This window comes from Burkholderia sp. AU33545 (assembly GCF_020419685.1).
GTDB classification, from domain to species: domain Bacteria; phylum Pseudomonadota; class Gammaproteobacteria; order Burkholderiales; family Burkholderiaceae; genus Burkholderia; species Burkholderia diffusa.
In genome coordinates this window covers 715,168-735,423 of the sequence record NZ_JAIZRQ010000001.1, presented here as the reverse complement: position 1 = coordinate 735,423, position 20,256 = coordinate 715,168, and the positions used below count along the sequence as shown (strand labels likewise).

Sequence of the window (20,256 nt, the reverse complement as noted above, 5' to 3'; positions counted from 1 at the left end):
GCGTGGAACCGACACGATGAACGGTCCGCGCGGGAGGGTCAACCGCAACCCGCATCCCGCCCGCTACGAGCGCGTTCCCGCCAGCCACGACACGCTCGGCGCGACGCTGGTCCAGCGCTTGTGCGCCTGCGAGAACGGCGACAAGTCGCTGAACCCCAGTTCCGCCGCGATTTTCCTTGATCGACAACCGCCCTTCGGCGACCAGCGCCTGCGCGTGCGTCTTGCGCACCGCATTCGAGATGTCGCCGAAGCATGCGCCCTCTTCCTGCAGCCGGCGCGTGAGCCTGTGCTCGCTCGTGTTCAGCAGCGTCGCGATGCCCTTCAGCTGCGGCGGACGGTCGAACGGCCGCGCCCGTAACCCGCGCACACAAAAAAGCCCCGCCGTGGCGGGGCTTCGATCGATATGAACAACGACGCGGAGATCACACATGCAACGCATGCCCCAGCGCGCGCAACGCCGCCTCCTGCATCGCTTCGCCGAGCGTCGGATGCGCGTGGATCGTGCCTCCGATGTCTTCGAGCCGCGCGCCCATCTCGAGCGACTGCGAAAACGCCGCGGCCAGTTCCGACACACCGCGCCCGACCGCCTGCCAGCCGACGATCAGATGCGTGTCGCGCCGCGCGACGACGCGCACGAAGCCATCGGTCGCCTGCAGCGTCATCGCGCGGCCGTTCGCCGCGAACGGGAACGACGCGCTGATGCAGTCGACGCCGTCCGCCTTCGCGTCGTCGGGCGACCAGCCGGACGTGACGACCTCGGGATCGGTGAAGCACACGGCCGGGATCGATGCCGGCGTGAACTTGCGGCGGCGTCCGGCGATCAGCTCGGCCACCATCTCGCCCTGCGCCATCGCGCGATGCGCGAGCATCGGCTCGCCGGCGACGTCGCCGATCGCCCATACGTTGCGCATCGACGTCCTGCATTCGTCATCGATGCGCAGCGCGCGGCCATTGCGATCGAGCGGCAGCGATTCGAGCCCGAAGCCGTCGACGCGCGGCCGGCGGCCGACCGCGACCAGCACGCGATCGGCCGGCAGCGTCTTCTCCGCGCCGTCGGGTGCCTGCACGCGCACCGCGCCGTCGCTCGCGAGGCCCAGCACCTTGTGGCCCAGCCAGAGCCCGACGCCGAGCCGCGCGAGCGAATCGGCGACCGGCTTCGCGAGTTCCGCGTCGTATGCGGGCAGCACGCGTTCGGCCACCTCGACGATGCCGACGTCGACGCCGAGCTTGCGATAGACGAATCCGAGTTCGAGCCCGATGTACCCGGCGCCGACGACGATCAGCCGCTTCGGCAACGACGCGGGCGACAGCGCCTGGGTCGACGACACGACGTGGCCGCCGAACGGCATCGACGGCAGCGCGACCGGTTCCGAACCCGACGCGAGCAACAGGTGCTCGCATGCGATCCGCGTCGTGTGGTCGCCGGCCACGACGTCGACCGTCTTGCCGTCGACGACGCGCGCATCGCCGTGCAACACGCGCACGCCGTGCTTCTTCAGCAGCGCGCCGACCCCGCGCGTGAGCCGCTCGACGATGCCGTCCTTCCACGCGACGCTTTTCGCGATGTCGATCTCCGGCGTGCGCACGCGAATCCCGAGCATCCCTTCGCCGGCCTGACCGCACGCCTGCTCGAACGCATCGGCGACATGGATCAGCGCCTTCGACGGAATGCAGCCGATGTTCAGGCACGTGCCGCCGAGCCGTTCGCGCTCGACCAGCACCGTCGGAATGCCGAGCTGCCCCGCGCGAATCGCAGCGACGTAACCGCCCGGCCCGCCGCCGATCACGAGCAACGTGGTGTGTTCGTTCTTCATCGCGCTCACTCCACGAACAGCAGCGCCGGACGCTCGAGCAACCCGCGCACGGCCTGGATGAATTCGGCCGCATCCGCGCCGTCGACGACGCGATGGTCGAACGACGACGACAGGTTCATCATCTTGCGCGCGACGATCGCGCCGTCGCGGATCATCGGTCGCTCGACGATCCGGTTCACGCCGACGATTGCGACCTCGGGATGATTGATGACCGGCGTCGACACGATGCCGCCGAGTGCGCCGAGGCTCGAGATCGTGATCGTCGAGCCGGTCAGTTCGTCGCGCTGCGCGCGGTTCGCGCGCACCGCGTCGGCGAGCCGCGCGATTTCCGCCGAGATCGACCACACGTCGCGCGCTTCCGCATGACGCAGGACCGGCACCGTGAGACCGCCGTCCGTCTGCGTCGCGACGCCCACGTGCACCGCGCCGTAGCGCGTGACCACACCGGCTTCGTCGTCGTAGCGCGCGTTGATCTGCGGGAAGTCGCGCAACGCGATCGCCATCGCGCGAATCAGCAGCGGCAGCAGCGTGAGCCGGCCGCGCGTGTCGCCGTGGCGCCGGTTCAGCTCGGCGCGCAGCGATTCGAGCTCGGTGACGTCGAGCTCCTCGACGTAGCTGAAGTGCGGAATGCGGCGCTTCGCTTCCTGCATCTTGCGCGCGATCGCGCGCCGCAGGCCGATCACCGGCACGTCGGTTTCGTCGTTGCGCTCGTCGTAGCCGCGCGCCTGGGATCCGCGCGGCGCGCCGCCGCCCGTGCGTGCGTACGCATCGAGGTCCGCATGCAGGATCCGCCCGGCTTCGCCGGTGCCGCGCACGTAGCGCAGCTCGATGCCCATGTCCCATGCGCGCTGGCGCACCGCCGGCGACGCGAGCGGCCGTTCGCCGGGCGCGAGCGCCGCGCGCGGCGGCACCGCGTGTTCCGCGTGTTCCGCGCGGCGCGTCTCGGCCGGCACGCGGGCCGCGGCAGGCGGCGGCGCCGTCGGTGACGCATGTGTTTCGGATCCCTCAGCGATGGACGACGTCTCCGCACGCACATCGACCACCGCCGGAGGCCGCGTCACCTCCGCGCCGGCATCGCGCGCCTTCGCGCCCGGCTTCAGGTTGCCGTCGCCTTCGACTTCGAGACGGATCAACTCGCTGCCGACCGCCATCATCTCGCCGATTCGCCCGCCAAGCTCCAGCACCTTGCCGGCCACCGGCGACGGAATCTCCACCGCCGCCTTGTCGGTCATCACATCGGCGAGCGGCTGGTCTTCGGCGATCGTCTGCCCCGGTTGCACGTGCCAGGCCACCAGCTCGACCTCGGCAATCCCTTCGCCGATATCCGGCATCTTGATGACATGAATCCCCATCTCAGGCCTCCATCACGCGTCGCAACGATTCGCCGACCCGGGCCGGGCCGGGGAAATACGCCCATTCCTGCGCGTGCGGATACGGCGTGTCCCAGCCGGTCGTCCGCTCGATCGGCGCTTCCAGATGGTAGAAGCAGTGCTCCTGGACGAGCGACACCAGCTCCGCGCCGTAGCCGCAGGTGCGCGTCGCTTCGTGCACCACCACGCAGCGGCCGGTCTTGCGCACCGACGCGACGATCGTGTCGAGATCGACCGGCCACAGCGTGCGCAGGTCGATCACTTCCGCATCGATGCCGGTCTCCTCGGCGGCGGCCAGCGACACGTGCACGGTCGTGCCGTACGTCAGCACCGTCAAGTCGTTGCCGGGCCGAACGACGGCAGCCGTATCGAGCGGCACCGTGTAATAGCCTTCCGGCACCGCGCTGCCCGGATGCTTGAGCCACGACGTGACGGGACGCTCGTGATGGCCGTCGAACGGCCCGTTGTACAGGCGTTTCGGTTCGAGGAAGATCACCGGATCGTCGTTCTCGATCGAGGCGATCAGGAGTCCTTTCGCGTCGTACGGATTCGACGGCATCACCGTACGCAATCCGCAGACCTGCGTGAACATCGCCTCCGGGCTCTGGCTGTGCGTCTGGCCGCCGTAGATGCCGCCGCCGCACGGCATCCGGATCGTCATCGGCGCCGTGAACTGGCCCGCGGAGCGATAGCGCAGCCGCGCGCCTTCCGACACGATCTGGTCGGACGCCGGATAGAAGTAGTCCGCGAACTGGATCTCGCAGACCGGCCGCAATCCATACGCGCCCATCCCGACCGCGGCGCCGACGATCCCGCCTTCCGAGATCGGCGCATCGAACACGCGCGACTTGCCGTACTTGGCCTGCAGCCCCTCGGTGCAGCGGAACACGCCGCCGAAGTAGCCGACGTCCTGCCCGAACACGACCACGTCGTCGTCTCGGCCGAGCATCACGTCCATCGCGGAGCGCAGCGCCTGGATCATCGTCATCGGCTGCGCCGATGCCGTCGTCGTTTCATGTTGCGCCATGATCAGGCTCCCAGTTCCTGGCGCTGACGGCGCAGATGCGCGGGCAGCTCCTTGTACACGTCGTCGAACATCGAGGCCGGCGACGGAATCCGGTCGTCGGCCAGCGTCCCGAACTTCTCCGCTTCCTTCTGCGCGGCCATCACCTCGGCCTCCAGCTCGGCCGTGAGCGCGTCGTGCGCGCTGTCCGACCAGATGCCCTTCGCGATCAGGTGCTGCTTGAAGCGGGCGATCGGATCGCCGAGCGGAAAATGTGCCCAGTCGTCGCTCGGCCGGTATTTGGTCGGATCGTCCGACGTCGAGTGCGCGCCGGCGCGATAGGTCACCCACTCGATCAGCGTCGGGCCGAGATTGCGGCGCGCGCGTTCGGCCGCCCAGGTCGATGCCGCGTAGATCGCGAGGAAGTCGTTGCCGTCGACGCGCAGCGAAGCGATACCGCAGCCGACGCCGCGCCCGGCGAACGTCGTGCCCTCGCCGCCCGCGATCGCCTGGAACGTCGAGATCGCCCACTGGTTGTTGACGACGTTCAGCACGACCGGCGCGCGATACACGTGCGCGAACGTCAGCGCGGTGTGAAAGTCGGATTCCGCGGTCGCGCCGTCGCCGATCCATGCGGACGAGATCTTCGTGTCGCCCTTGATCGCCGACGCCATCGCCCAGCCGACCGCCTGGATGAACTGCGTCGCCAGATTGCCCGAGATCGAGAAGAAGCCGGCTTCGCGGTCCGAATACATGACCGGAAGCTGGCGCCCCTTCAGCGGATCGCCTTCGTTCGACATCAACTGGCAGATCATCCGTTCGAGCGACACGTCGCGCGCAATCAGGATGCTTTGCTGGCGGTAAGTCGGGAAGCACATGTCGCCATGACGCAGCGCCATCGCATGCGCGGCGCCGATCGCCTCTTCGCCGAGGCTCACCATGTAGAAGGAGATTTTCTTCTGACGCTGCGCGATCATCATGCGCGCGTCGAAGATGCGGGTCTTGAGCATCGCGCGCATCCCCGCGATCAGGCGCGCATCGTCGAGGTCCGGCGCCCACGGGCCGAGGGCTTCGCCGTGGTCGTCGAGCACGCGCACCAGGCTGCGGGCGAGATGGGCGGTATCCGCCGGCGCAACGTCGATCGGCGGGCGGCGAACCGCGCCTGCCGGCGATAGATGCAGATAGGAAAAATCCGTCTTGCAGCCCGGACGCCCGGTGGGCTCCGGCACATGCAGACGCAATGGCTCTGACAGGCTCATCGTGTCGTCTCCACGCTCGATTGTGTCTCACGCTGATGGACGCGCGCGGCCGGTTGCCGGCTCACGCGCGAGCTGGCGCACGGATAAGCGCGCCAACCCTGGAAATTTATGCCTTATGGCGCGAAACGTCGATGGCCAACCCGCTCGTTGCGGGTGAGCAGATTTGCCATGGCGGGGTCGATGGACGATCGATGCTGGCGGCGGCGTGAACGCACGCCGCCCGTGCTGCGCTGCGTCAACGGCCGGTGGAGCGTGCGTATCGAGGCCGGACCGATCGGCACACCGTGGTCATATCGGACGATACGAAGCAAAAGACCCCGCGAAATCCTGGATCCCGGCGGGGTCTCGGTGCGTCGGGGCGCTTGCGCGCCAGCTTGGCCGGCTGGCCGACTGGCCCCGGCGGACGATGAATCACGCGTCGGGGCGCGCGATGTCGAAGCGGCTGCCGGGCGTCACGTGCACGTAGGCCGATGGGCCGCCGGCGCGCAGAATGATGCCCGCGCCGAACGTGTCGAAGATGCCGTCCTTCAGCAGGTCATGACGGATATGCACGGCGATGACCTCGCCGAGCACCAGCGTCGCCGGTGTCTCGACGCCGCGGTGATCGCGCAGCCGGATCACGTCGGTCACCTTGCATTCGAAGTTCACGCCACTTTCCGCCACGCGCGGCACGTCGACGAGGCGCGACGCAATCGCGGTCAGGCCGCCGAGTTCGAATTCGTTGACGCCATACGGCACCGCGGCACAGGTCTGGTTCATCCGCTCGGCAAGGTCGCGCGTCGCGAGGTTCCAGACGAACTCGCCGGTTTCCTGCACGTTGCGCAGGCTGTCCTTCGCGGCGGTGCTCGAAAAGCCGATGATCGGCGGACGATAGTTGAACGCGTTGAAGAAGCTGTACGGCGCGAGGTTCAGCGTGCCGTCGGCGCCTCGGGATGAAATCCAGCCGATCGGGCGCGGACCCACGATCGCGTTCAGCGGGTCGTGCGGCAGCCCGTGGCCTTGCGACGGTTCGTAATAGTGATAGTTCGAATCGGTCATGGCGGATCGTGTTGCGACAGGCAAATGGTGTTGAAAGCGCTCGGCGCAGGTGCGTGTGCCGGTGAAGCACATGCGTGCGGCGCGACGTGTGTTCCAAGTATCACATGGCCTCACGTTCGTCGCAGCGAAGCTGCACCGCGGGCAGCGTTGCAACGCCGATGCGGGCGGCGCGCACAATGAAAAACCCGCGAGTGCATGGCATCTCGCGGGTCTTATCGAGGCCGGACTCCACGCGATCCACCCGTCCGGCACCACTGCAAGAGGAGAACGGCCCGCGATCCTTCACGCTATCGCGTGCGGGCCGATGCGGTGGCTGGCGAACGGTGCCCGCGAACAGCAGCCGTGTCAGAAATGATGCAGTAGCGCGACACGCACGACGTACTGGTTCGGGCTCGACGAGATGTCGGCCGCGCCCGGAACGTACGCGTAGTCGAAGTCGGTCCCGGTGTGTGCGTTCATTGCATGCTGATAGACCCCTTCCACGAATACTGACGTGCGCTTCGACATGTCGTAATTCAACTTCGTGCTCAGCTGATGCCACTTCGGATTGAACGAGCCGACCGTCGAGGCGACACGGGCCTGCGTATAGGTGTAAGCCGCGCCGAGGTATAACGCGGGCGTGAAATGATAGAGCCCGTTGACCTCGAAGTTATCGAATTTCCACGCGTTCCATGTGCCGCCGGCCGGCTGCGTCGTCCCGGTGAAATACGCATTGGACGTCGGATCGTACACATCCACGTGCGAGTATGTGAACCCGACGAGCGCATTCGCAAACGCGTAGTTCACGCCGATGCCGATGTTCTGCTGCGACGACGCATCGAACGTGTTGTCGCCGGTGATCGCGCCGGTCGTATCGCCATTGTGTGCGTTGTTGATCTTCAAATACGACGCGCCGACCGTCAGCCCGCCCTGCTGGTACTGCAGCGCGGCGCCATACAGACGATTGTTCGCAAAGCCGCCCGCCTGATTGCTGAATCCGTACATGGCTTCCGCGGTAATCCCGTGCCACACGGGCGACACGTATTTCACCGAGTTGTTCACCCGGAACGAGTAATCGGTGTTGTCGTTGTCGTAGGGATGCGCAAACAGATAGCCCGTCCAGTTTCCGTTCGCGGTGAGCGGCGAGAAAATGTCGACGCTCGGATCGTACTGGCGGCCGAACGTCACGGTACCGTAACGCTCCGACGCGATGCCGACGAAAGCCTGACGGCCGAATTCCCGGCCGCCCTGGCTCATTTTCCCGTTGTTGACGTCGAAACCGCTCTCGAGCGTGAAGATGGCCTGGTAGCCTCCGCCGAGGTCCTCTGTACCCCTGATGCCCCAGCGGCTGCCGTAATCGTAGCCGCTTTGCAGTTGCACGGTACCGTGGCCGCGTGCGTTGCTCGTGTAGTTGATACCGTCCTCGATCTTGCCGTAGAGCGTCACGCTGCTTTGCGCATGCGCCGCGGTGGCAAGCAACGCGGCGGGCACGATGATCCCCCAACGCTTGTTCATGATGATTTACCCCCCAAGGTCTCTCGTTTGCTGGTCGCAAGGCTTGCGCGCTGCGAATGCGTGCCGCGTCGATGTATCCCGCGATGCGACGGGCGCAGTGTAATGAGCCGTTTTTCTACTGTTAGTGACCGGCAGCGGAAAGGTGCTCTCCGGAACGGAGACTATTTTTCGGCACGGAAACCGGATAGCAAGGCGGTAAAGACCACTTCATCGTGGGCGACGACGTGCGACGCGTAACAGCCCGTACCTATATGCCCGCATACACCCGCATGCCCTCGGACGTGAATGGCACCCGAGCAGGACCTGAAAACAAAAGACCCGCGAGAAACGTGTTTCTCGCGGGTCTTCTGAACTTCGTGGCATCGCATTGAAGCGAATCTGGTGCCGGGGACCGGACTTGAACCGGCAAGCCAATCAAGGCGGCGGATTTTCGTCACACTGCTTCTTTCAAAGCCGGCGGCGTCGAAACGAAGCCGTTCGTGCGCTGGACTATGCCTTCGCCGTCGCGCACGGGCGTGATCGCCGCCCGTGCGCCTTAGGCGCCCCCCGTCTAGTCTCTACACCTTCCTCGCTTGAGCTGTACCGCGAGGCTTGGCTCGGCGTTGCCTCGATGCGCGCATCAGGGGTTTCGCCGAATTTGAAGGGTTCTGCACCAACCGTTTCCGGCCGGGCACTCAATCGTTTAAGTCCGCTATGTTTACCAATTTCATCACCCCGGCAAAAGGGCGGACGCGATTCTACCATTGCTTGCACATGCGTTAGCGGATTCACGCGCATTGCATCGCGATGCAGCATGTCGGCCCACACCGTCCGCGCCCCGATCTATCCGCCGTCATCGACATCGACGCGACATCTTCATCGATTTCGTCCCGCGCCGCAGCATCCGCCGATACAATCGAATCCGCCCCGCTCGCCGGGCGCCAAACGTCAGATGTTTGTATCGTGCTGCTCGCGAAACAGACGTCTCGCGCGTCATCGCGAGGTCACAAACGTTTTCGATAATTTCCCTGCCGAAAACGTTTACATCGCGTAACTTCATGACCCCGACCATCAAGGACGTCGCCACGCTCGCCGGCTTCTCGATCGCCACCGTCTCGCGCGCGATCAACGCGCCGCACACTGTCAGCCCCGCCACGCTGGCGACGATCCGCACCGCCATCGACACGCTGCAGTTCCGCCCGAGCCCGCTCGGCCGGCAGTTGCGCGGCGAGCGTACGCGGCTCGTCGGCGTCGTCGTGCCGACGCTGTCGAACCCGGTCTTCGCCGACTGCCTGCAGGGCATCGACGAACTCGCGACCGCAGCCGGCTTCAAGCTGATCCTGATGACGACCGAATACGATGCGGCGCGCGAGCGCCATGCGATCGAGACGCTGCGCGAGCAGCGCGTCGAGGGGCTGATCCTGACCGTCGCCGATGCGGACACGCATCCGCTGCTCGACATGCTCGACCGCGACGGCCCGCATTACGTGCTGATGCACAACGACACGCAACGCCGCCCGTCGGTGTCGGTCGACAACCGCCGCGCCGCCTATGACGGCGTCCGTCTGCTGACCGCGCGCGGTCATCGCCGCGTGCTGATGCTGGCCGGCTCGCTCGCCGCGTCGGATCGCGCACGCCAGCGCCATCTCGGCTACGCGCAGGCACTCGAGGAAGCCGGCGTCGCGACGCTGCCGCCGGTCGAAGTCGACTTCAACGCGGCCGAGTTGCCCGACGCGGTGCTCGCGCACCTCACCGCGCAGGCCACGCGCCCGACCGCCCTCTTCTGCAGCAACGACCTGCTCGCGATGGTCGTCATGCGCGGCCTGCGCCGCGCGGGCTTCTCGATTCCCGACGACCTGTCGGTGCTCGGCTTCGACGGCATCGCGATCGGCGAGTTGCTCGCGCCGCCGCTCGCGAGCGTCGCGACGCCGAACCAGGACATCGGCCGCCATGCATGGCGGCGTCTCGTCGAATGCATCGGCGGCGCGACGATCGAGCGCACGTCGCTGATCCTGCCGCATACCGTGCGCGACGGCGCGACGGTCGCGCCGCCGGCCGCCGACCTTCAGTTGCACCAGGCCTGAACGCACGCGCCGCGCCATCGCGCACGGCGCGGCGACCTACCCTTACCCTGCCCGGAGACCCACCGTGTCCTTTCGCCTGACCTCGCTGCTGCGCGTGCTCGCGGCACCCCTCGCCTGCGCCGCGCTCGTCGCGTTCGCACCCGCCGCCCACGCCGACGAAACCGCGATCTGCTACAACTGCCCGCCCGAATGGGCAGACTGGGCCGCGCAGATCGCGGCGATCAAGCAGAAGACCGGCATCCGCGTGCCGTTCGACAACAAGAACTCGGGCCAGGCGATCGCGCAGCTGATCGCCGAGCAGAAGAGCCCGGTCGCCGACGTCGTCTATCTCGGCGTGTCGTCGGCGTTCCAGGCGAAGGACAAGGACGTGATCGCACCGTACAAGCCCGCGCACTGGAACGACATCCCCGCGAACCTGAAAGACCCGCAGGGCTACTGGTTCGCGATCCACTCGGGCACGCTCGGCTTCTTCGTGAACAAGGACGCGCTCGACGGCAAGCCGGTTCCGCGCTCGTGGGCCGACCTGCTGAAGCCCGAATACAAGGGGATGGTCGGCTACCTCGATCCGTCGAGCGCGTTCGTCGGCTATGCGGGCGCGGTCGCCGTCAACCAGGCGCTCGGCGGCAGCCTCGACAACTTCAAGCCGGCGCTCGACTGGTTCCGCAAGCTGAAGGCCAACGCGCCTATCGTGCCGAAGCAGACCGCGTATGCGCGCGTGCTGTCCGGCGAGATTCCGATCCTGCTCGACTACGACTTCGACGCGTATCGCGCGAAGTACAAGGATCACGCGAACGTCGAGTTCGTGATTCCGAAGGAAGGCACGATCGCGGTGCCGTACGTGATGAGCCTCGTCAAGGGCGCGCCGCACGATGCGAACGGCAGGAAGGTGCTCGACTTCGTGCTGTCCGACGAAGGCCAGAAGCTGTGGGCCAACGCATACCTGCGTCCGGTGCGCGCGCAGACGCTCGGCGCCGACGTCGCCGCGAAGTTCCTGCCGGCGAGCGAATATGCGCGGGCGAAATCGGTCGACTTCGGCAAGATGGCCGCCGGTCAGCAGGCGTTCGGCCAACAATACCTGCAGGTGATGCAGTAAGCGCCGGACTCAAGCCATGCTCGACCTGACTTTCCCGCTGCGCTGGCGCGTCGCGCTCGTCGCGCCGGCGCTCGCGGTGTTCGCCGCGTTCTGGCTGCTGCCGATGGCGGCACTCGTGCAGGTGTCCGCCGACGGCGCGTTCTTCACGCAGTACGCGACGCTGCTCGGCAACGCGCGTTACATGAAGAGCCTCGGTGAAACGGTTGCGTTGTCGGCCGGCGTCACGCTCGCGACGCTCGCGCTGTCGACGATCTCGGGCCTGCTGCTGGCGCGCCGCGAATTCGCCGGCAAGCGCGTGCTGCTCGCGCTGCTCACCTTTCCGCTCGCGTTCCCGGGCGTCGTGGTCGGCTTCATGGTGATCATGCTCGCCGGCAGGCAAGGGCTGATCGGGATGCTGTCCGCGAAGCTGACCGGCGACAAGTGGGTGTTCGCGTATTCGGTTGCGGGGCTGTTCGTCGGCTACCTGTACTTCTCGATTCCGCGCGTGATCGTCACGGTGATCGCGGCCGCGTCGAAGCTCGACGCGTCGCTCGAGGAAGCCGCGCGCTCGCTCGGCGCGTCGCCGTGGCGCATCTTCGTCGACATCGTGCTGCCGGCGCTCGCGCCGGGCCTGATCGCGGCCGGCGCGATCTGCTTCGCGACCGCGATGGGCGCGTTCGGCACCGCCTTCACGCTCGCCACCGACCTGAACGTGCTGCCGATGACGATCTACACCGAATTCACGCTGAACGCGAACATCGCAACGGCGGCCGGCCTGTCGATCGTGCTCGGCATCGTCACCTGGGCCGTGCTCGCGCTCGCGCGCCGGTTCACCGGCCATACCGCCGCCGCCGCGGCCTGAGGATTTCTTCATGCAATCGCTTTCCGGTTCGTCGGCGCCGTCGCCAGCACCCGCCCCGTCGCATGCGCACGGCGCCGCACGGCGCGCGCCGCGCGTGTCGGGCGCGCGTGCAATCGCCGCGCTGCAATGGGGCGTCACGCTGCTGCTGTGCGCGTTCCTGATCGTGCCCGTCGTGATGTCGGTGCTCGCGGGCCTCACCGTCAACTATTTCCGCGGGCTGTCGAGCGGCCTCACGCTGCGCTGGCTCGAACAGGTGTGGCAGCAATACCAGGGTTCGGTCGCGCTGTCGCTCGGCGTCGCGTTCGCGACACTCGCGATCGTGCTCGTCGTCGGCGTGCCGGCCGGCTATGCGCTCGCACGCAGCAAGAACCGCGTCGCCCGCGTGATCGAGGAAGCGCTCGTGCTGCCGGTCGCGCTGCCGGGCCTCGCCTCGGCGCTCGCGCTGCTGGTCGTGTACGGCGGCTTCACCGCGTTCCGGATGAGCCTGTGGTTCATCGTCGTCGGCCACGTCGTGTTCACGCTGCCGTTCATGGTGCGCGCGGTCGCGGCGGTTGCCGCCGGTGCCGACCTGCGCACGCTCGAGGAAGGCGCGGCGAGCCTCGGCGCGTCGTTCGTCACGCGCTTCGTCACGATCGTGCTGCCGAACCTGCGCCCCGGCATCGTCGCGGGCGCGCTCGCGGTGCTCACGCTGTCGATCGGCGAATTCAACCTGACGTGGATGCTGCATACGCCCGACACGAAGACGTTGCCCGTCGGGCTCGCCGACACCTACGCATCGCTGCGCCTCGAGGTCGGCAGCGCCTACACGATCGTGTTCCTGCTGATGACGCTGCCGCTTCTCGTCGCGATGCAGTGGCTCGGCGTCGATCCGTCCGGCACGCGCGCGCTGAAGCGTCGCCCGCGCTGACCCTGCGTTGACTTTCCCGCTCCCATGAAACTCGATTCCACTCCCATCACCCTGACCCGCTGCGCGAAGACGTTCCGCGGCACGCGCGTGCTCGAACCGCTCGACCTGTCGATCGGCGCGGGCGAGACGCTCGTGCTGCTCGGCCCGTCGGGCTGCGGCAAGACGACGACGTTGCGCCTGATCGCCGGCCTCGACACACCGGACGCCGGCGGCACGATCCTGTTCGGCGGCGACGACGTGACCGCGCTTCCGATCGAGCGCCGCGAGGTCGGCATGGTGTTCCAGAACTACGCGCTGTTCCCGAACCTGACGGTGCGCGGCAACGTCGGCTACGGACTGAAGATCCGCAAGACGGAGCCGCGCGCGCTGCGCGAACGCGTCGACGAATTGCTCGCGATGATGCGGCTCGACGCGCATGCGGACAAACCGGTCGATCAGTTGTCGGGCGGCCAGCGCCAGCGTGTCGCGCTGGCGCGCGCGCTCGCGGTGCGCCCGCGCGTGCTGCTGCTCGACGAGCCGCTGACCGCGCTCGACGCGAAGCTGCGCGACGTGCTGCGCCGCGAGATGAATACGCTGCTGCGTGACCTCGGTGTAACGACCGTCTACGTCACGCACGACCAGGCCGAGGCGATGGAGCTCGGCGACCGGATCGTCGTGATGGGCGCGGGCCGCATCGAGCAGATCGGCACGCCGCGCGACATCTATTACCGGCCGGCGAACCGCACGGTCGCGCAGTTCATCGGCACGCTGAACCGGCTTGCGGGACAATGGCGGGACGGCGCGCTCGTGACGACCGGTGGCTCGATCGTCACGCCGCACGCCGCCGACGAGTGGTTCTTCCGCCCGGAGGATGCGCAGCTCGCCGATCCCGCGCATGCGCCGCTGCGCGGCGCGATCGGCGCGTGCGCGTTCCTTGGCGAGCGCACGCGGCTCACGATCGAGCATGCGGCGCCCGACGCGCTCGTCATCGACGTGCCGGGCCGCATCGAGCTCGCGCGCGGCACGGCGGTCGGCCTCACGATCGCGGCAGAGGGCCTGATCGCACTCGCCGCGTAAGTAATACCGCCCAACGATAACCAGACATTCCGAGGAACGACGATGCTGCTTGCTCAAATCAGCGATCTCCACATCAAGCGTCCGGGCCAGCTCGCGTACCGGCGCGTCGACACCGCCGCCGCGCTCGCACGCTGCATCGAGAAGCTGAACGCGCTGGTGCCGCGTCCCGACGCGGTGCTCGTCACGGGCGACCTGACCGACTTCGGCCACGACGACGAATACCGCCATCTGCGCGACCTGCTCGCGCCGCTCGAGATTCCGTATTACCTGATGGTCGGCAATCACGACGATCGCGCGGGGCTGCGCCGCGCGTTCGCCGATCGCCCCGAATTGCAGGACGGCGAATTCGTGCAGTACGCACTCGACGTCGGCGCCGTGCGCGTGCTCGCGCTCGATTCGCAGGTGCCCGGCGCCAGCCACGGCGACCTGTGCGACGCGCGGCTCGCGTGGCTCGCCGCGCAGCTCGACGCCGCGCGCGACCGGCCGGTGATCGTCGCGCTGCACCATCCGCCGTTCGCATCCGGGATCGGGCACATGGACGCGCTGCGCCTCGCGCCCGCGGCCGCCGCGAAACTCGATGCGCTGCTGCGCGGCCATCCGAACGTGGAACGCGTGCTGTGCGGCCACGTGCACCGGACGATGTTCACCCGCTTTGGCGGCACGCTTGCGTCGGCCGTGCCGGCGCCCGCGCACCAGGTCACGTTCGACCTGCGCGCGGACGCGCCGTCCGCGTTCCGGCTCGAGCCGCCCGCGTTCGCGGTCCACGTGCTTACGCCGGAAGGGGGAATGATGTCCCATCACGTGTACGTGGACGAAGGCGACGGGCCTTATCCGTTCTATGAACCGAGCGGCGAACTGGTCGACTGAAGGCGCGCGTCGCTCGCGATGACGGGCGGCTGCGGGCGGTCGCGGCCCGTTCGGCGGATCGCGACCGATAGCGACCGATAGCGACTGAAAGCGGCCCGTCACGCCCTGGCCGTGCCGCCCGATCGCCTGGCGGCACGGCCGGCAGGATTCACCGTGCTCGGGTATGATCGGCACCCTCGATCGGCGCGCGGCCGACGCCGTGCCGCGCGCCCACGCCGCCCAACTTCGTTCCGTTGCCGCCATGTCCGCCGCCTCCACCGATCGTCCGACCGACGCCGCCTCGCCCCACTATTCGCGCAGCCTGCTGTTGCTGCTCGCGACGATCGCGGGCGTATCGGTCGCGAACATCTATTACAACCAGCCGCTACTCGACAGCTTTCGCTCGGCCTTTCCCGACGGCGCGTCATGGATCGGCGCGGTGCCGACCGCGACGCAGCTCGGCTACGCGGCCGGCATGTTCCTGCTCGCGCCGCTCGGCGACCGTTTCGATCGCCGCGGGCTGATCCTGATGCAGATCGCGGGCCTGTCGATCGCGCTGATCGTGGCCGCGACCGCGCCATCGCTGGCGGTGCTCGCCGGCGCGAGCCTCGCGATCGGCGTGCTCGCGACGATCGCGCAGCAGGCCGTGCCGTTCGCGGCCGAAATCGCGCCGCCGGCCGAGCGCGGGCATGCGGTCGGCACCGTGATGAGCGGCCTGCTGCTCGGCATCCTGCTGGCGCGCACGGCGGCCGGCTTCGTCGCCGAATATTTCGGCTGGCGGGCGGTGTTCGGTGCATCGGTCGCAGCGCTCGTCGCGCTGGCCGCGGTGATCGTGCTGCGACTGCCGCGCAGTTCGCCGACGTCGACGCTGCCGTACGGCAAGCTGCTCGGTTCGATGTGGCACCTCGTGGTCGAACTGCGCGGGCTGCGCGAGGCATCGCTGACCGGCGCCGCGCTGTTCGCCGCGTTCAGCGCGTTCTGGCCGGTGCTCACGCTGCTGCTCGCCGGCGCGCCGTTCCACCTCGGCCCGCAGGCCGCAGGTCTCTTCGGAATCGTCGGCGCGGCGGGTGCGCTGGCCGCGCCATACGCGGGACGTTTCGCGGACAAGCGCGGCCCGCGCGCGATCATCTCGCTCGCGATCGCACTGCTCGCGGCGTCGTTCGTGATTTTCGCGCTGTCGGGGACGAGCCTCGTCGGGCTCGTGATCGGCGTGATCGTGCTGGATGTCGGCGTGCAGGCCGCGCAGATCTCGAACCAGTCGCGCATCTATGCGCTGAAGCCCGAGGCGCGCAGCCGCGTGAACACCGTGTACATGGTGTGCTACTTCATTGGCGGCGCGCTCGGCTCGTCGGCCGGCGTCGCCGCGTGGCACGCGTTCGGCTGGACCGGCATGTGCGCGGCCGGCCTGCTGTTTGCCGCGCTCGCCGGCTGGTCCCACCATCGCGGCGCACGGCACGGCTGAACGCCGCCCCGCGCGCCGGCGTCACGCGTCGGCGCGAGACGCGGCCGGTTCGTCGGCCGGTGGAAGCGTGAATGCCGGGGCGGGATCCATGACCGCGGCCGGGTCCACGACGGCAGCCGGTACCGGCACCGCAAGCGATACCGCGGAAGGCGCGAGGATCGGTGCCGGGTCCGGCATCGCGGCCTGATCCGGTGCGGACGCTGCACCTGCCGCCGATTCGACGGCCACGGTTGCCGCGGCCGATGAAGCGTCGGCCGCCGCGCGCGCCGCTGGCCGGCGCGCGGGATCGAACACGAACGACAGCCCGACGCTGCCGAGAATCGCGACGGTCGCGACCACGGTCGCCGTCGTCACGGGCTCGCCGAGCATCAGCGCGCCGAGCGCGACCGCGACGATCGGGTTCACGTACATGCAGCTGCTCGCGATGATCGGGCTCGTATGGCGAATCAGGTAGCCGTACGCGACGTACGCGGCCATCGTGCAGAACACCATCAGGTAGACGAACGCGAACACCGGACCGACCGCGACCTGCTCGATGCGCTCGCCCATCAGCCACGCGGCGATCGTGGACATCAACCCGCCCAGGCCGATCTGCAGCGATGTCGACAGAAACAGGTCCGACGGCAGCTTGAGCCGCGTCGCGAGATGCGCGCCGCCCGCCCAGAACAGCGCGCCGGCGAGCACGCAGATCGTGCCGAGCGCCGAGTTCGCGGCGGCTGCGCCGCCGGAATTCAGCACGACGATGCCGACCATCCCGAGCGCGACGGCCGCCCACTCGCCCTTCGTCACCGGACGCCCGGCGACCGCCGCGATCACGGTCGCGAAAAGCGGCACGGTCGCGACCATCACCGCGGCCGAGCCGCTGCTGACCGTGCGCATCCCGAGCGCAATGGTGCCGGACGACAGCGCGACCAGCATCGTGCCGACGATCGCCGAGTTGCGGATTTCCAGCAGCGTCGGCCATTCGGGCTTGCGACGCAGCGCGAAGATGAACAGACCGATCCCGCCGAGCAGGTTGCGCAGCCCCGACAGCAGCAGCGGCGGGAACGACTGCAGCGCGAAATGCAGGCCGCTGTAGGTCGAGCCCCAGACGAAATAGATGAATACCAGGGCCAGAGCGACACGGCCGCCGCGGCTTTGCGGCAGGCGGATCCGGATCGGCAGGCGGGCGAGGAAATCGAGGAGGCGGTCGAGCGGCGTCATCGTTCAGCTCGCCCGCACGACGTGTCGCGTGCTCCGCTGAAAGACGCCGGCAATGCCGGCAAACGGCCCCGACGGGACCAGGAAGGCGGAGACGAACGTGCGGAACGACATGGCAGTGCGAACGGCGACGAATAAGGACCGGCAAGCGGCGGCAGAGGGTCGAAAACACGCGCGCAGACGGCTTTGGCCGCGCACGCTCGGCATTATGGCATCAAGGATTCGAAAGCATCATCGGACCCGTCTGAAAGGATATCGACTGACGTTTCGGCGCGACATTTTTCGGCATCCGGACCAACGGGAATCCGGGGCCGGATAGGCGCTGCGCGGACGTCGCGCGGGCCGCACGGCGCTATCGTGCGTTGACGATCGGGAAGAAACGATGACCGACGGATGCGATACGCATGTCCGTGACGCCAGCGAGGGCCAGCCGGCCGAAGCCGCGAAGCAGCTGGGCGTCACTCAGCCGCGCGGGTCCGATCTGCTGCGCGGCAAGATCAAACGGTTCGAGTTCGACGCGCTCGTGAACATGGCGGCGGCGGTCGGCCTGCGCGTCGATCTGCAGGTACGCGAATCCGCGTGACGCACCCGTGAAGCACGGCGGTGCGGGGCCGCGCCCCGCCGCTCACGATCCGCCGAACCAGTTGTACCCCTGATCGACCCAGTAGCCGCCCGGGTAGGTATCGGTCACGAAGATTTCCATGATGTGCTTCGGATTCTTGTAGCCGAGCTTGGTCGGCATCCGCAGCTTCATCGGAAAGCCGAATTCGGGCGGCAGGCGACGGCCGTCGTAGTCGAATGCGAGCAGCGTCTGCGGATGCAGCGCGGTCGGCATGTCGATGCTTTCGTAGTAATCGTCCGCGCATTTGAAGCCGACGTATTTCGCGTGCGTATCGGCGCCGACGCGTGCCAGAAACGCGCCGAACGGCGTGCCGCCCCAGCGGCCGATCGCGCTCCACCCTTCCACGCAGATGTGCCGCGTGATCTGCTCCGCGTGCGGCAGCGCATACAGCTCGTCGAGCGTCCACACGCGCTTGCCCGTCACCCGGCCCGACAGCACGAGCTGGTACGTCGATGCGTCGACGTGCGGCACGTCGTCGATGCCGTAATACGCATTGAACGGGAACGGCCGCGTGATGTCGGCCTCGGTATAGGTCGGCGCGAGCCGCTCGCCGCTGAACAGCCAGGCCTGCACGCGATCGTTCATGCGCGACACCTTCTCGAGGAACGCGTTGACCGATGCGTCGTCCTGCAGCGTGCAGCCGGTCAGCATCGTCAGGCCGCCGAGCGTCAGCACGCGCCGGTTGAAGAGGCGCCGCGACGGCATCTCGAGTTCGCGGCGCACGTCGAGCTCGAGCGACTTGCGGTCGAGCGTCCAGCTCGGCTGACCGCGGTTGTTTCCGGATTCCGACATGATGGGTTCCTTCGCCCGCGGCGTGCGGGTCAGCGACCGCGCAGCATCGCGAGCAGCGAGCGCGGCACCAGCAGCGCCATCGCGACGTGTACGACGAAAAATGCAACGAGCAGCGACATCGCCCAGAAGTGCACGACGCGCGCGTTGTCGTAACCGCCGAACAACTCGCGCAGCAGCGGAAACTGCACGGACTTCCAGATCGTGAGCCCCGACAGCACCAGCACGATCAGATCGACGATCGCGGTCAGGTATGCCGCACGCTGCACCGCGTTGTAGACGCTGAGGTCGTCGTGCGACAACCGGCCGCCCAGCGCCGCGCGCACGTCGCGCCATATCGACGCCGGCGTGACCGGCAGCATCTTGCGCGCGAGGCGGCCCGTCGCGATCGACATCGCGAGGTAGAACAGCCCGTTGCCGACCAGCAGCCACATCGCCGCGAAATGCCATTGGAGCGCGCCGCCCAGCCAGCCGCCGAGCGTGATGCCGTGCGCGAACGTGAACGGCGGATAGATCGGCGACGCATCGTAGATGCGCCAGCCGGACAGTGCCATCAGGATCGCCGCAAGCGCGTTGAGCCAGTGGCTCACGCGCACCCACAGCGGATGAATCTTGCGGGCGGGCGGCGTGGCTGCCGTGCGCCCGGCAGCGGGAACGGTTTGCATGATGAAGACTCCCGAAACGTTGCGGCGGTGCGCGATGCGCGTGCGGCCTCGTGTACCGCATGCGCGGGCCGCGCCCCGCCCGCGTCGGTCAGTTCGACGGTGCCATCTTGTCGCCCGACATCGACTTGCCCATCGCGTCGTGCGACATCGCGTCCTTCTTCATCGCGTGCTTCTTCATGGCGCCTTTCTTCATCGCCCCATCCTTCGCCATCGCGTCGTGGCCCATCGCATCCTTCGACATCGACGAGCCTTCCTTCGACATCGCGTCGTTCTGCGCATACGCACCCGTTGCGGCCATGGCGAAACCGGCGACACACGCTGCGATCAGTACTTTTTTCATGACATCTCTCCGAAACATGGGTTTGAGGAGACGAATAGACGGAGGACGTCGCGGGATATGACAGCCGTTTCGAAAATATTTTTTTTGGGCTGCCAGAAGTGCCGCAATGCTGCGCCGCGCCGTCGTTGTCAGCCGGGCTGCAGGGCCGTGCGGCGGTGTCATGCATCGCGGCTTGCGCGGCTGGCGCGCCGCCCGCAATGCTGCAACTGCACCGCGGCAACCGATCTGCCACCGGTTGAAACCGCCGCGAAGCCAGTGTATCGTGTGCGCTGCTAACGCGGGGGTCCTGCAATGCGTTCGGTCAAACAACCGGCATTGCGGGTGAGAAATACCCTTTGAACCTGATCTGGATAATGCCAGCGCAGGGAAGCGTACGGATTTCGCCGCCATCCTT

General features: G+C 67.7%; 18 protein-coding genes, 1 pseudogene and 1 riboswitch. Of the genes and pseudogenes, 9 read left to right on the top strand and 10 right to left on the bottom strand.

Features of this window, described 5'->3' with window-relative positions; all coding sequences use genetic code 11:
- The first annotated feature begins 16 nt into the window (after positions 1-16).
- Positions 17-358: a hypothetical protein gene (locus tag LGM71_RS03370; protein WP_226114011.1), complete on the top strand. Its 342-nt coding sequence runs from the start codon at positions 17-19 to the stop codon at positions 356-358.
- A gap of 64 nt (positions 359-422) precedes the next feature.
- On the opposite strand, the gene lpdA is transcribed toward LGM71_RS03370, so the two are convergent.
- The 6 genes from lpdA to LGM71_RS03340 all read right to left on the bottom strand — a co-directional run bounded on the left by lpdA (position 423) and on the right by LGM71_RS03340 (position 7,978).
- Positions 423-1,814 carry a dihydrolipoyl dehydrogenase gene (gene lpdA, locus LGM71_RS03365; RefSeq protein WP_226114010.1) on the bottom strand — a complete coding sequence of 464 codons (1,392 nt, stop codon included), beginning with the start codon at positions 1,812-1,814 and terminating at the stop codon, positions 423-425.
- A 5-nt stretch (positions 1,815-1,819) separates the two neighbouring features.
- Entirely contained in the window at positions 1,820-3,166 is a 1,347-nt protein-coding gene (locus LGM71_RS03360) for a dihydrolipoamide acetyltransferase family protein (protein ID WP_226114009.1), read from the bottom strand.
- A 1-nt stretch (position 3,167) separates the two neighbouring features.
- Positions 3,168-4,211: an alpha-ketoacid dehydrogenase subunit beta gene (locus tag LGM71_RS03355; protein ID WP_226114008.1), complete on the bottom strand. Its 1,044-nt coding sequence runs from the start codon at positions 4,209-4,211 to the stop codon at positions 3,168-3,170.
- Between the two features lie 2 nt (positions 4,212-4,213).
- A complete protein-coding gene (locus tag LGM71_RS03350) occupies positions 4,214-5,446 on the bottom strand; it encodes a 3-methyl-2-oxobutanoate dehydrogenase (2-methylpropanoyl-transferring) subunit alpha (protein ID WP_059603482.1) in 1,233 nt (410 codons plus the stop codon).
- 411 nt (positions 5,447-5,857) lie between these two features.
- Complete coding sequence (locus LGM71_RS03345) at positions 5,858-6,484, bottom strand: flavin reductase family protein (RefSeq protein ID WP_059603478.1); 627 nt, start codon at positions 6,482-6,484, stop codon at positions 5,858-5,860.
- Positions 6,485-6,829: 345 nt separating this feature from the next.
- Positions 6,830-7,978: a porin gene (locus LGM71_RS03340; protein WP_124902055.1), complete on the bottom strand. Its 1,149-nt coding sequence runs from the start codon at positions 7,976-7,978 to the stop codon at positions 6,830-6,832.
- A 1,037-nt stretch (positions 7,979-9,015) separates the two neighbouring features.
- Between LGM71_RS03340 and LGM71_RS03335 the strand changes: the two genes are divergently transcribed.
- The 7 genes from LGM71_RS03335 to LGM71_RS03305 all read left to right on the top strand — a co-directional run bounded on the left by LGM71_RS03335 (position 9,016) and on the right by LGM71_RS03305 (position 16,246).
- Positions 9,016-10,041: a substrate-binding domain-containing protein gene (locus LGM71_RS03335; protein WP_226114007.1), complete on the top strand. Its 1,026-nt coding sequence runs from the start codon at positions 9,016-9,018 to the stop codon at positions 10,039-10,041.
- Between the two features lie 64 nt (positions 10,042-10,105).
- Entirely contained in the window at positions 10,106-11,134 is a 1,029-nt protein-coding gene (locus LGM71_RS03330; RefSeq protein WP_151050416.1) for an ABC transporter substrate-binding protein, read from the top strand.
- A gap of 16 nt (positions 11,135-11,150) precedes the next feature.
- Positions 11,151-11,975, top strand: coding sequence for an ABC transporter permease (locus LGM71_RS03325; RefSeq protein WP_059603465.1), 825 nt, complete (start codon positions 11,151-11,153; stop codon positions 11,973-11,975).
- Between the two features lie 10 nt (positions 11,976-11,985).
- Complete coding sequence (locus tag LGM71_RS03320) at positions 11,986-12,882, top strand: ABC transporter permease (RefSeq protein ID WP_151050414.1); 897 nt, start codon at positions 11,986-11,988, stop codon at positions 12,880-12,882.
- A gap of 24 nt (positions 12,883-12,906) precedes the next feature.
- Positions 12,907-13,938, top strand: coding sequence for an ABC transporter ATP-binding protein (locus LGM71_RS03315; protein WP_226114006.1), 1,032 nt, complete (start codon positions 12,907-12,909; stop codon positions 13,936-13,938).
- A 42-nt stretch (positions 13,939-13,980) separates the two neighbouring features.
- The gene (locus tag LGM71_RS03310) at positions 13,981-14,805 is read left to right on the top strand and encodes a phosphodiesterase (RefSeq protein WP_226114005.1); all 825 of its coding nucleotides are present in this window, start codon (positions 13,981-13,983) and stop codon (positions 14,803-14,805) included.
- 241 nt (positions 14,806-15,046) lie between these two features.
- Positions 15,047-16,246 (top strand): MFS transporter, encoded by a 1,200-nt coding sequence (locus LGM71_RS03305; RefSeq protein WP_059603642.1) that lies wholly within the window; start codon positions 15,047-15,049, stop codon positions 16,244-16,246.
- Between the two features lie 21 nt (positions 16,247-16,267).
- On the opposite strand, the gene LGM71_RS03300 is transcribed toward LGM71_RS03305, so the two are convergent.
- Positions 16,268-17,449, bottom strand: coding sequence for an EamA family transporter (locus LGM71_RS03300; protein WP_059603453.1), 1,182 nt, complete (start codon positions 17,447-17,449; stop codon positions 16,268-16,270).
- Positions 17,450-17,864: 415 nt separating this feature from the next.
- Between LGM71_RS03300 and LGM71_RS03295 the strand changes: the two are divergent.
- Positions 17,865-18,029, top strand: a pseudogene (locus LGM71_RS03295) (helix-turn-helix domain-containing protein); the annotation flags it as partial.
- 42 nt (positions 18,030-18,071) lie between these two features.
- Here the strand turns inward: LGM71_RS03295 and LGM71_RS03290 are convergent.
- From LGM71_RS03290 to LGM71_RS03280, 3 genes are all read right to left on the bottom strand, one after another.
- Positions 18,072-18,860, bottom strand: a complete 789-nt coding sequence (locus LGM71_RS03290) for a molybdopterin-dependent oxidoreductase (protein ID WP_059603447.1) — start codon at positions 18,858-18,860, stop codon at positions 18,072-18,074.
- A gap of 29 nt (positions 18,861-18,889) precedes the next feature.
- The gene (locus LGM71_RS03285) at positions 18,890-19,522 is read right to left on the bottom strand and encodes a cytochrome b/b6 domain-containing protein (protein ID WP_226114003.1); all 633 of its coding nucleotides are present in this window, start codon (positions 19,520-19,522) and stop codon (positions 18,890-18,892) included.
- 88 nt (positions 19,523-19,610) lie between these two features.
- Complete coding sequence (locus tag LGM71_RS03280; protein ID WP_059603444.1) at positions 19,611-19,862, bottom strand: pentapeptide MXKDX repeat protein; 252 nt, start codon at positions 19,860-19,862, stop codon at positions 19,611-19,613.
- 269 nt (positions 19,863-20,131) lie between these two features.
- Positions 20,132-20,248, top strand: a riboswitch (TPP riboswitch).
- Positions 20,249-20,256 lie beyond the last annotated feature (8 nt).

Coding starts and splice junctions, on each gene's coding strand:
- LGM71_RS03370 (WP_226114011.1), top strand. CDS start 17: ATGAACGGTCCGCGCGGGAGGGTCAACCGCAACCCGCATCCCGCCCGC.
- lpdA (WP_226114010.1), bottom strand. CDS start 1,814: ATGAAGAACGAACACACCACGTTGCTCGTGATCGGCGGCGGGCCGGGC.
- LGM71_RS03360 (WP_226114009.1), bottom strand. CDS start 3,166: ATGGGGATTCATGTCATCAAGATGCCGGATATCGGCGAAGGGATTGCC.
- LGM71_RS03355 (WP_226114008.1), bottom strand. CDS start 4,211: ATGGCGCAACATGAAACGACGACGGCATCGGCGCAGCCGATGACGATG.
- LGM71_RS03350 (WP_059603482.1), bottom strand. CDS start 5,446: ATGAGCCTGTCAGAGCCATTGCGTCTGCATGTGCCGGAGCCCACCGGG.
- LGM71_RS03345 (WP_059603478.1), bottom strand. CDS start 6,484: ATGACCGATTCGAACTATCACTATTACGAACCGTCGCAAGGCCACGGG.
- LGM71_RS03340 (WP_124902055.1), bottom strand. CDS start 7,978: ATGAACAAGCGTTGGGGGATCATCGTGCCCGCCGCGTTGCTTGCCACC.
- LGM71_RS03335 (WP_226114007.1), top strand. CDS start 9,016: ATGACCCCGACCATCAAGGACGTCGCCACGCTCGCCGGCTTCTCGATC.
- LGM71_RS03325 (WP_059603465.1), top strand. CDS start 11,151: ATGCTCGACCTGACTTTCCCGCTGCGCTGGCGCGTCGCGCTCGTCGCG.
- LGM71_RS03320 (WP_151050414.1), top strand. CDS start 11,986: ATGCAATCGCTTTCCGGTTCGTCGGCGCCGTCGCCAGCACCCGCCCCG.
- LGM71_RS03315 (WP_226114006.1), top strand. CDS start 12,907: ATGAAACTCGATTCCACTCCCATCACCCTGACCCGCTGCGCGAAGACG.
- LGM71_RS03310 (WP_226114005.1), top strand. CDS start 13,981: ATGCTGCTTGCTCAAATCAGCGATCTCCACATCAAGCGTCCGGGCCAG.
- LGM71_RS03305 (WP_059603642.1), top strand. CDS start 15,047: ATGTCCGCCGCCTCCACCGATCGTCCGACCGACGCCGCCTCGCCCCAC.
- LGM71_RS03300 (WP_059603453.1), bottom strand. CDS start 17,449: ATGACGCCGCTCGACCGCCTCCTCGATTTCCTCGCCCGCCTGCCGATC.
- LGM71_RS03290 (WP_059603447.1), bottom strand. CDS start 18,860: ATGTCGGAATCCGGAAACAACCGCGGTCAGCCGAGCTGGACGCTCGAC.
- LGM71_RS03285 (WP_226114003.1), bottom strand. CDS start 19,522: ATGCAAACCGTTCCCGCTGCCGGGCGCACGGCAGCCACGCCGCCCGCC.
- LGM71_RS03280 (WP_059603444.1), bottom strand. CDS start 19,862: ATGAAAAAAGTACTGATCGCAGCGTGTGTCGCCGGTTTCGCCATGGCC.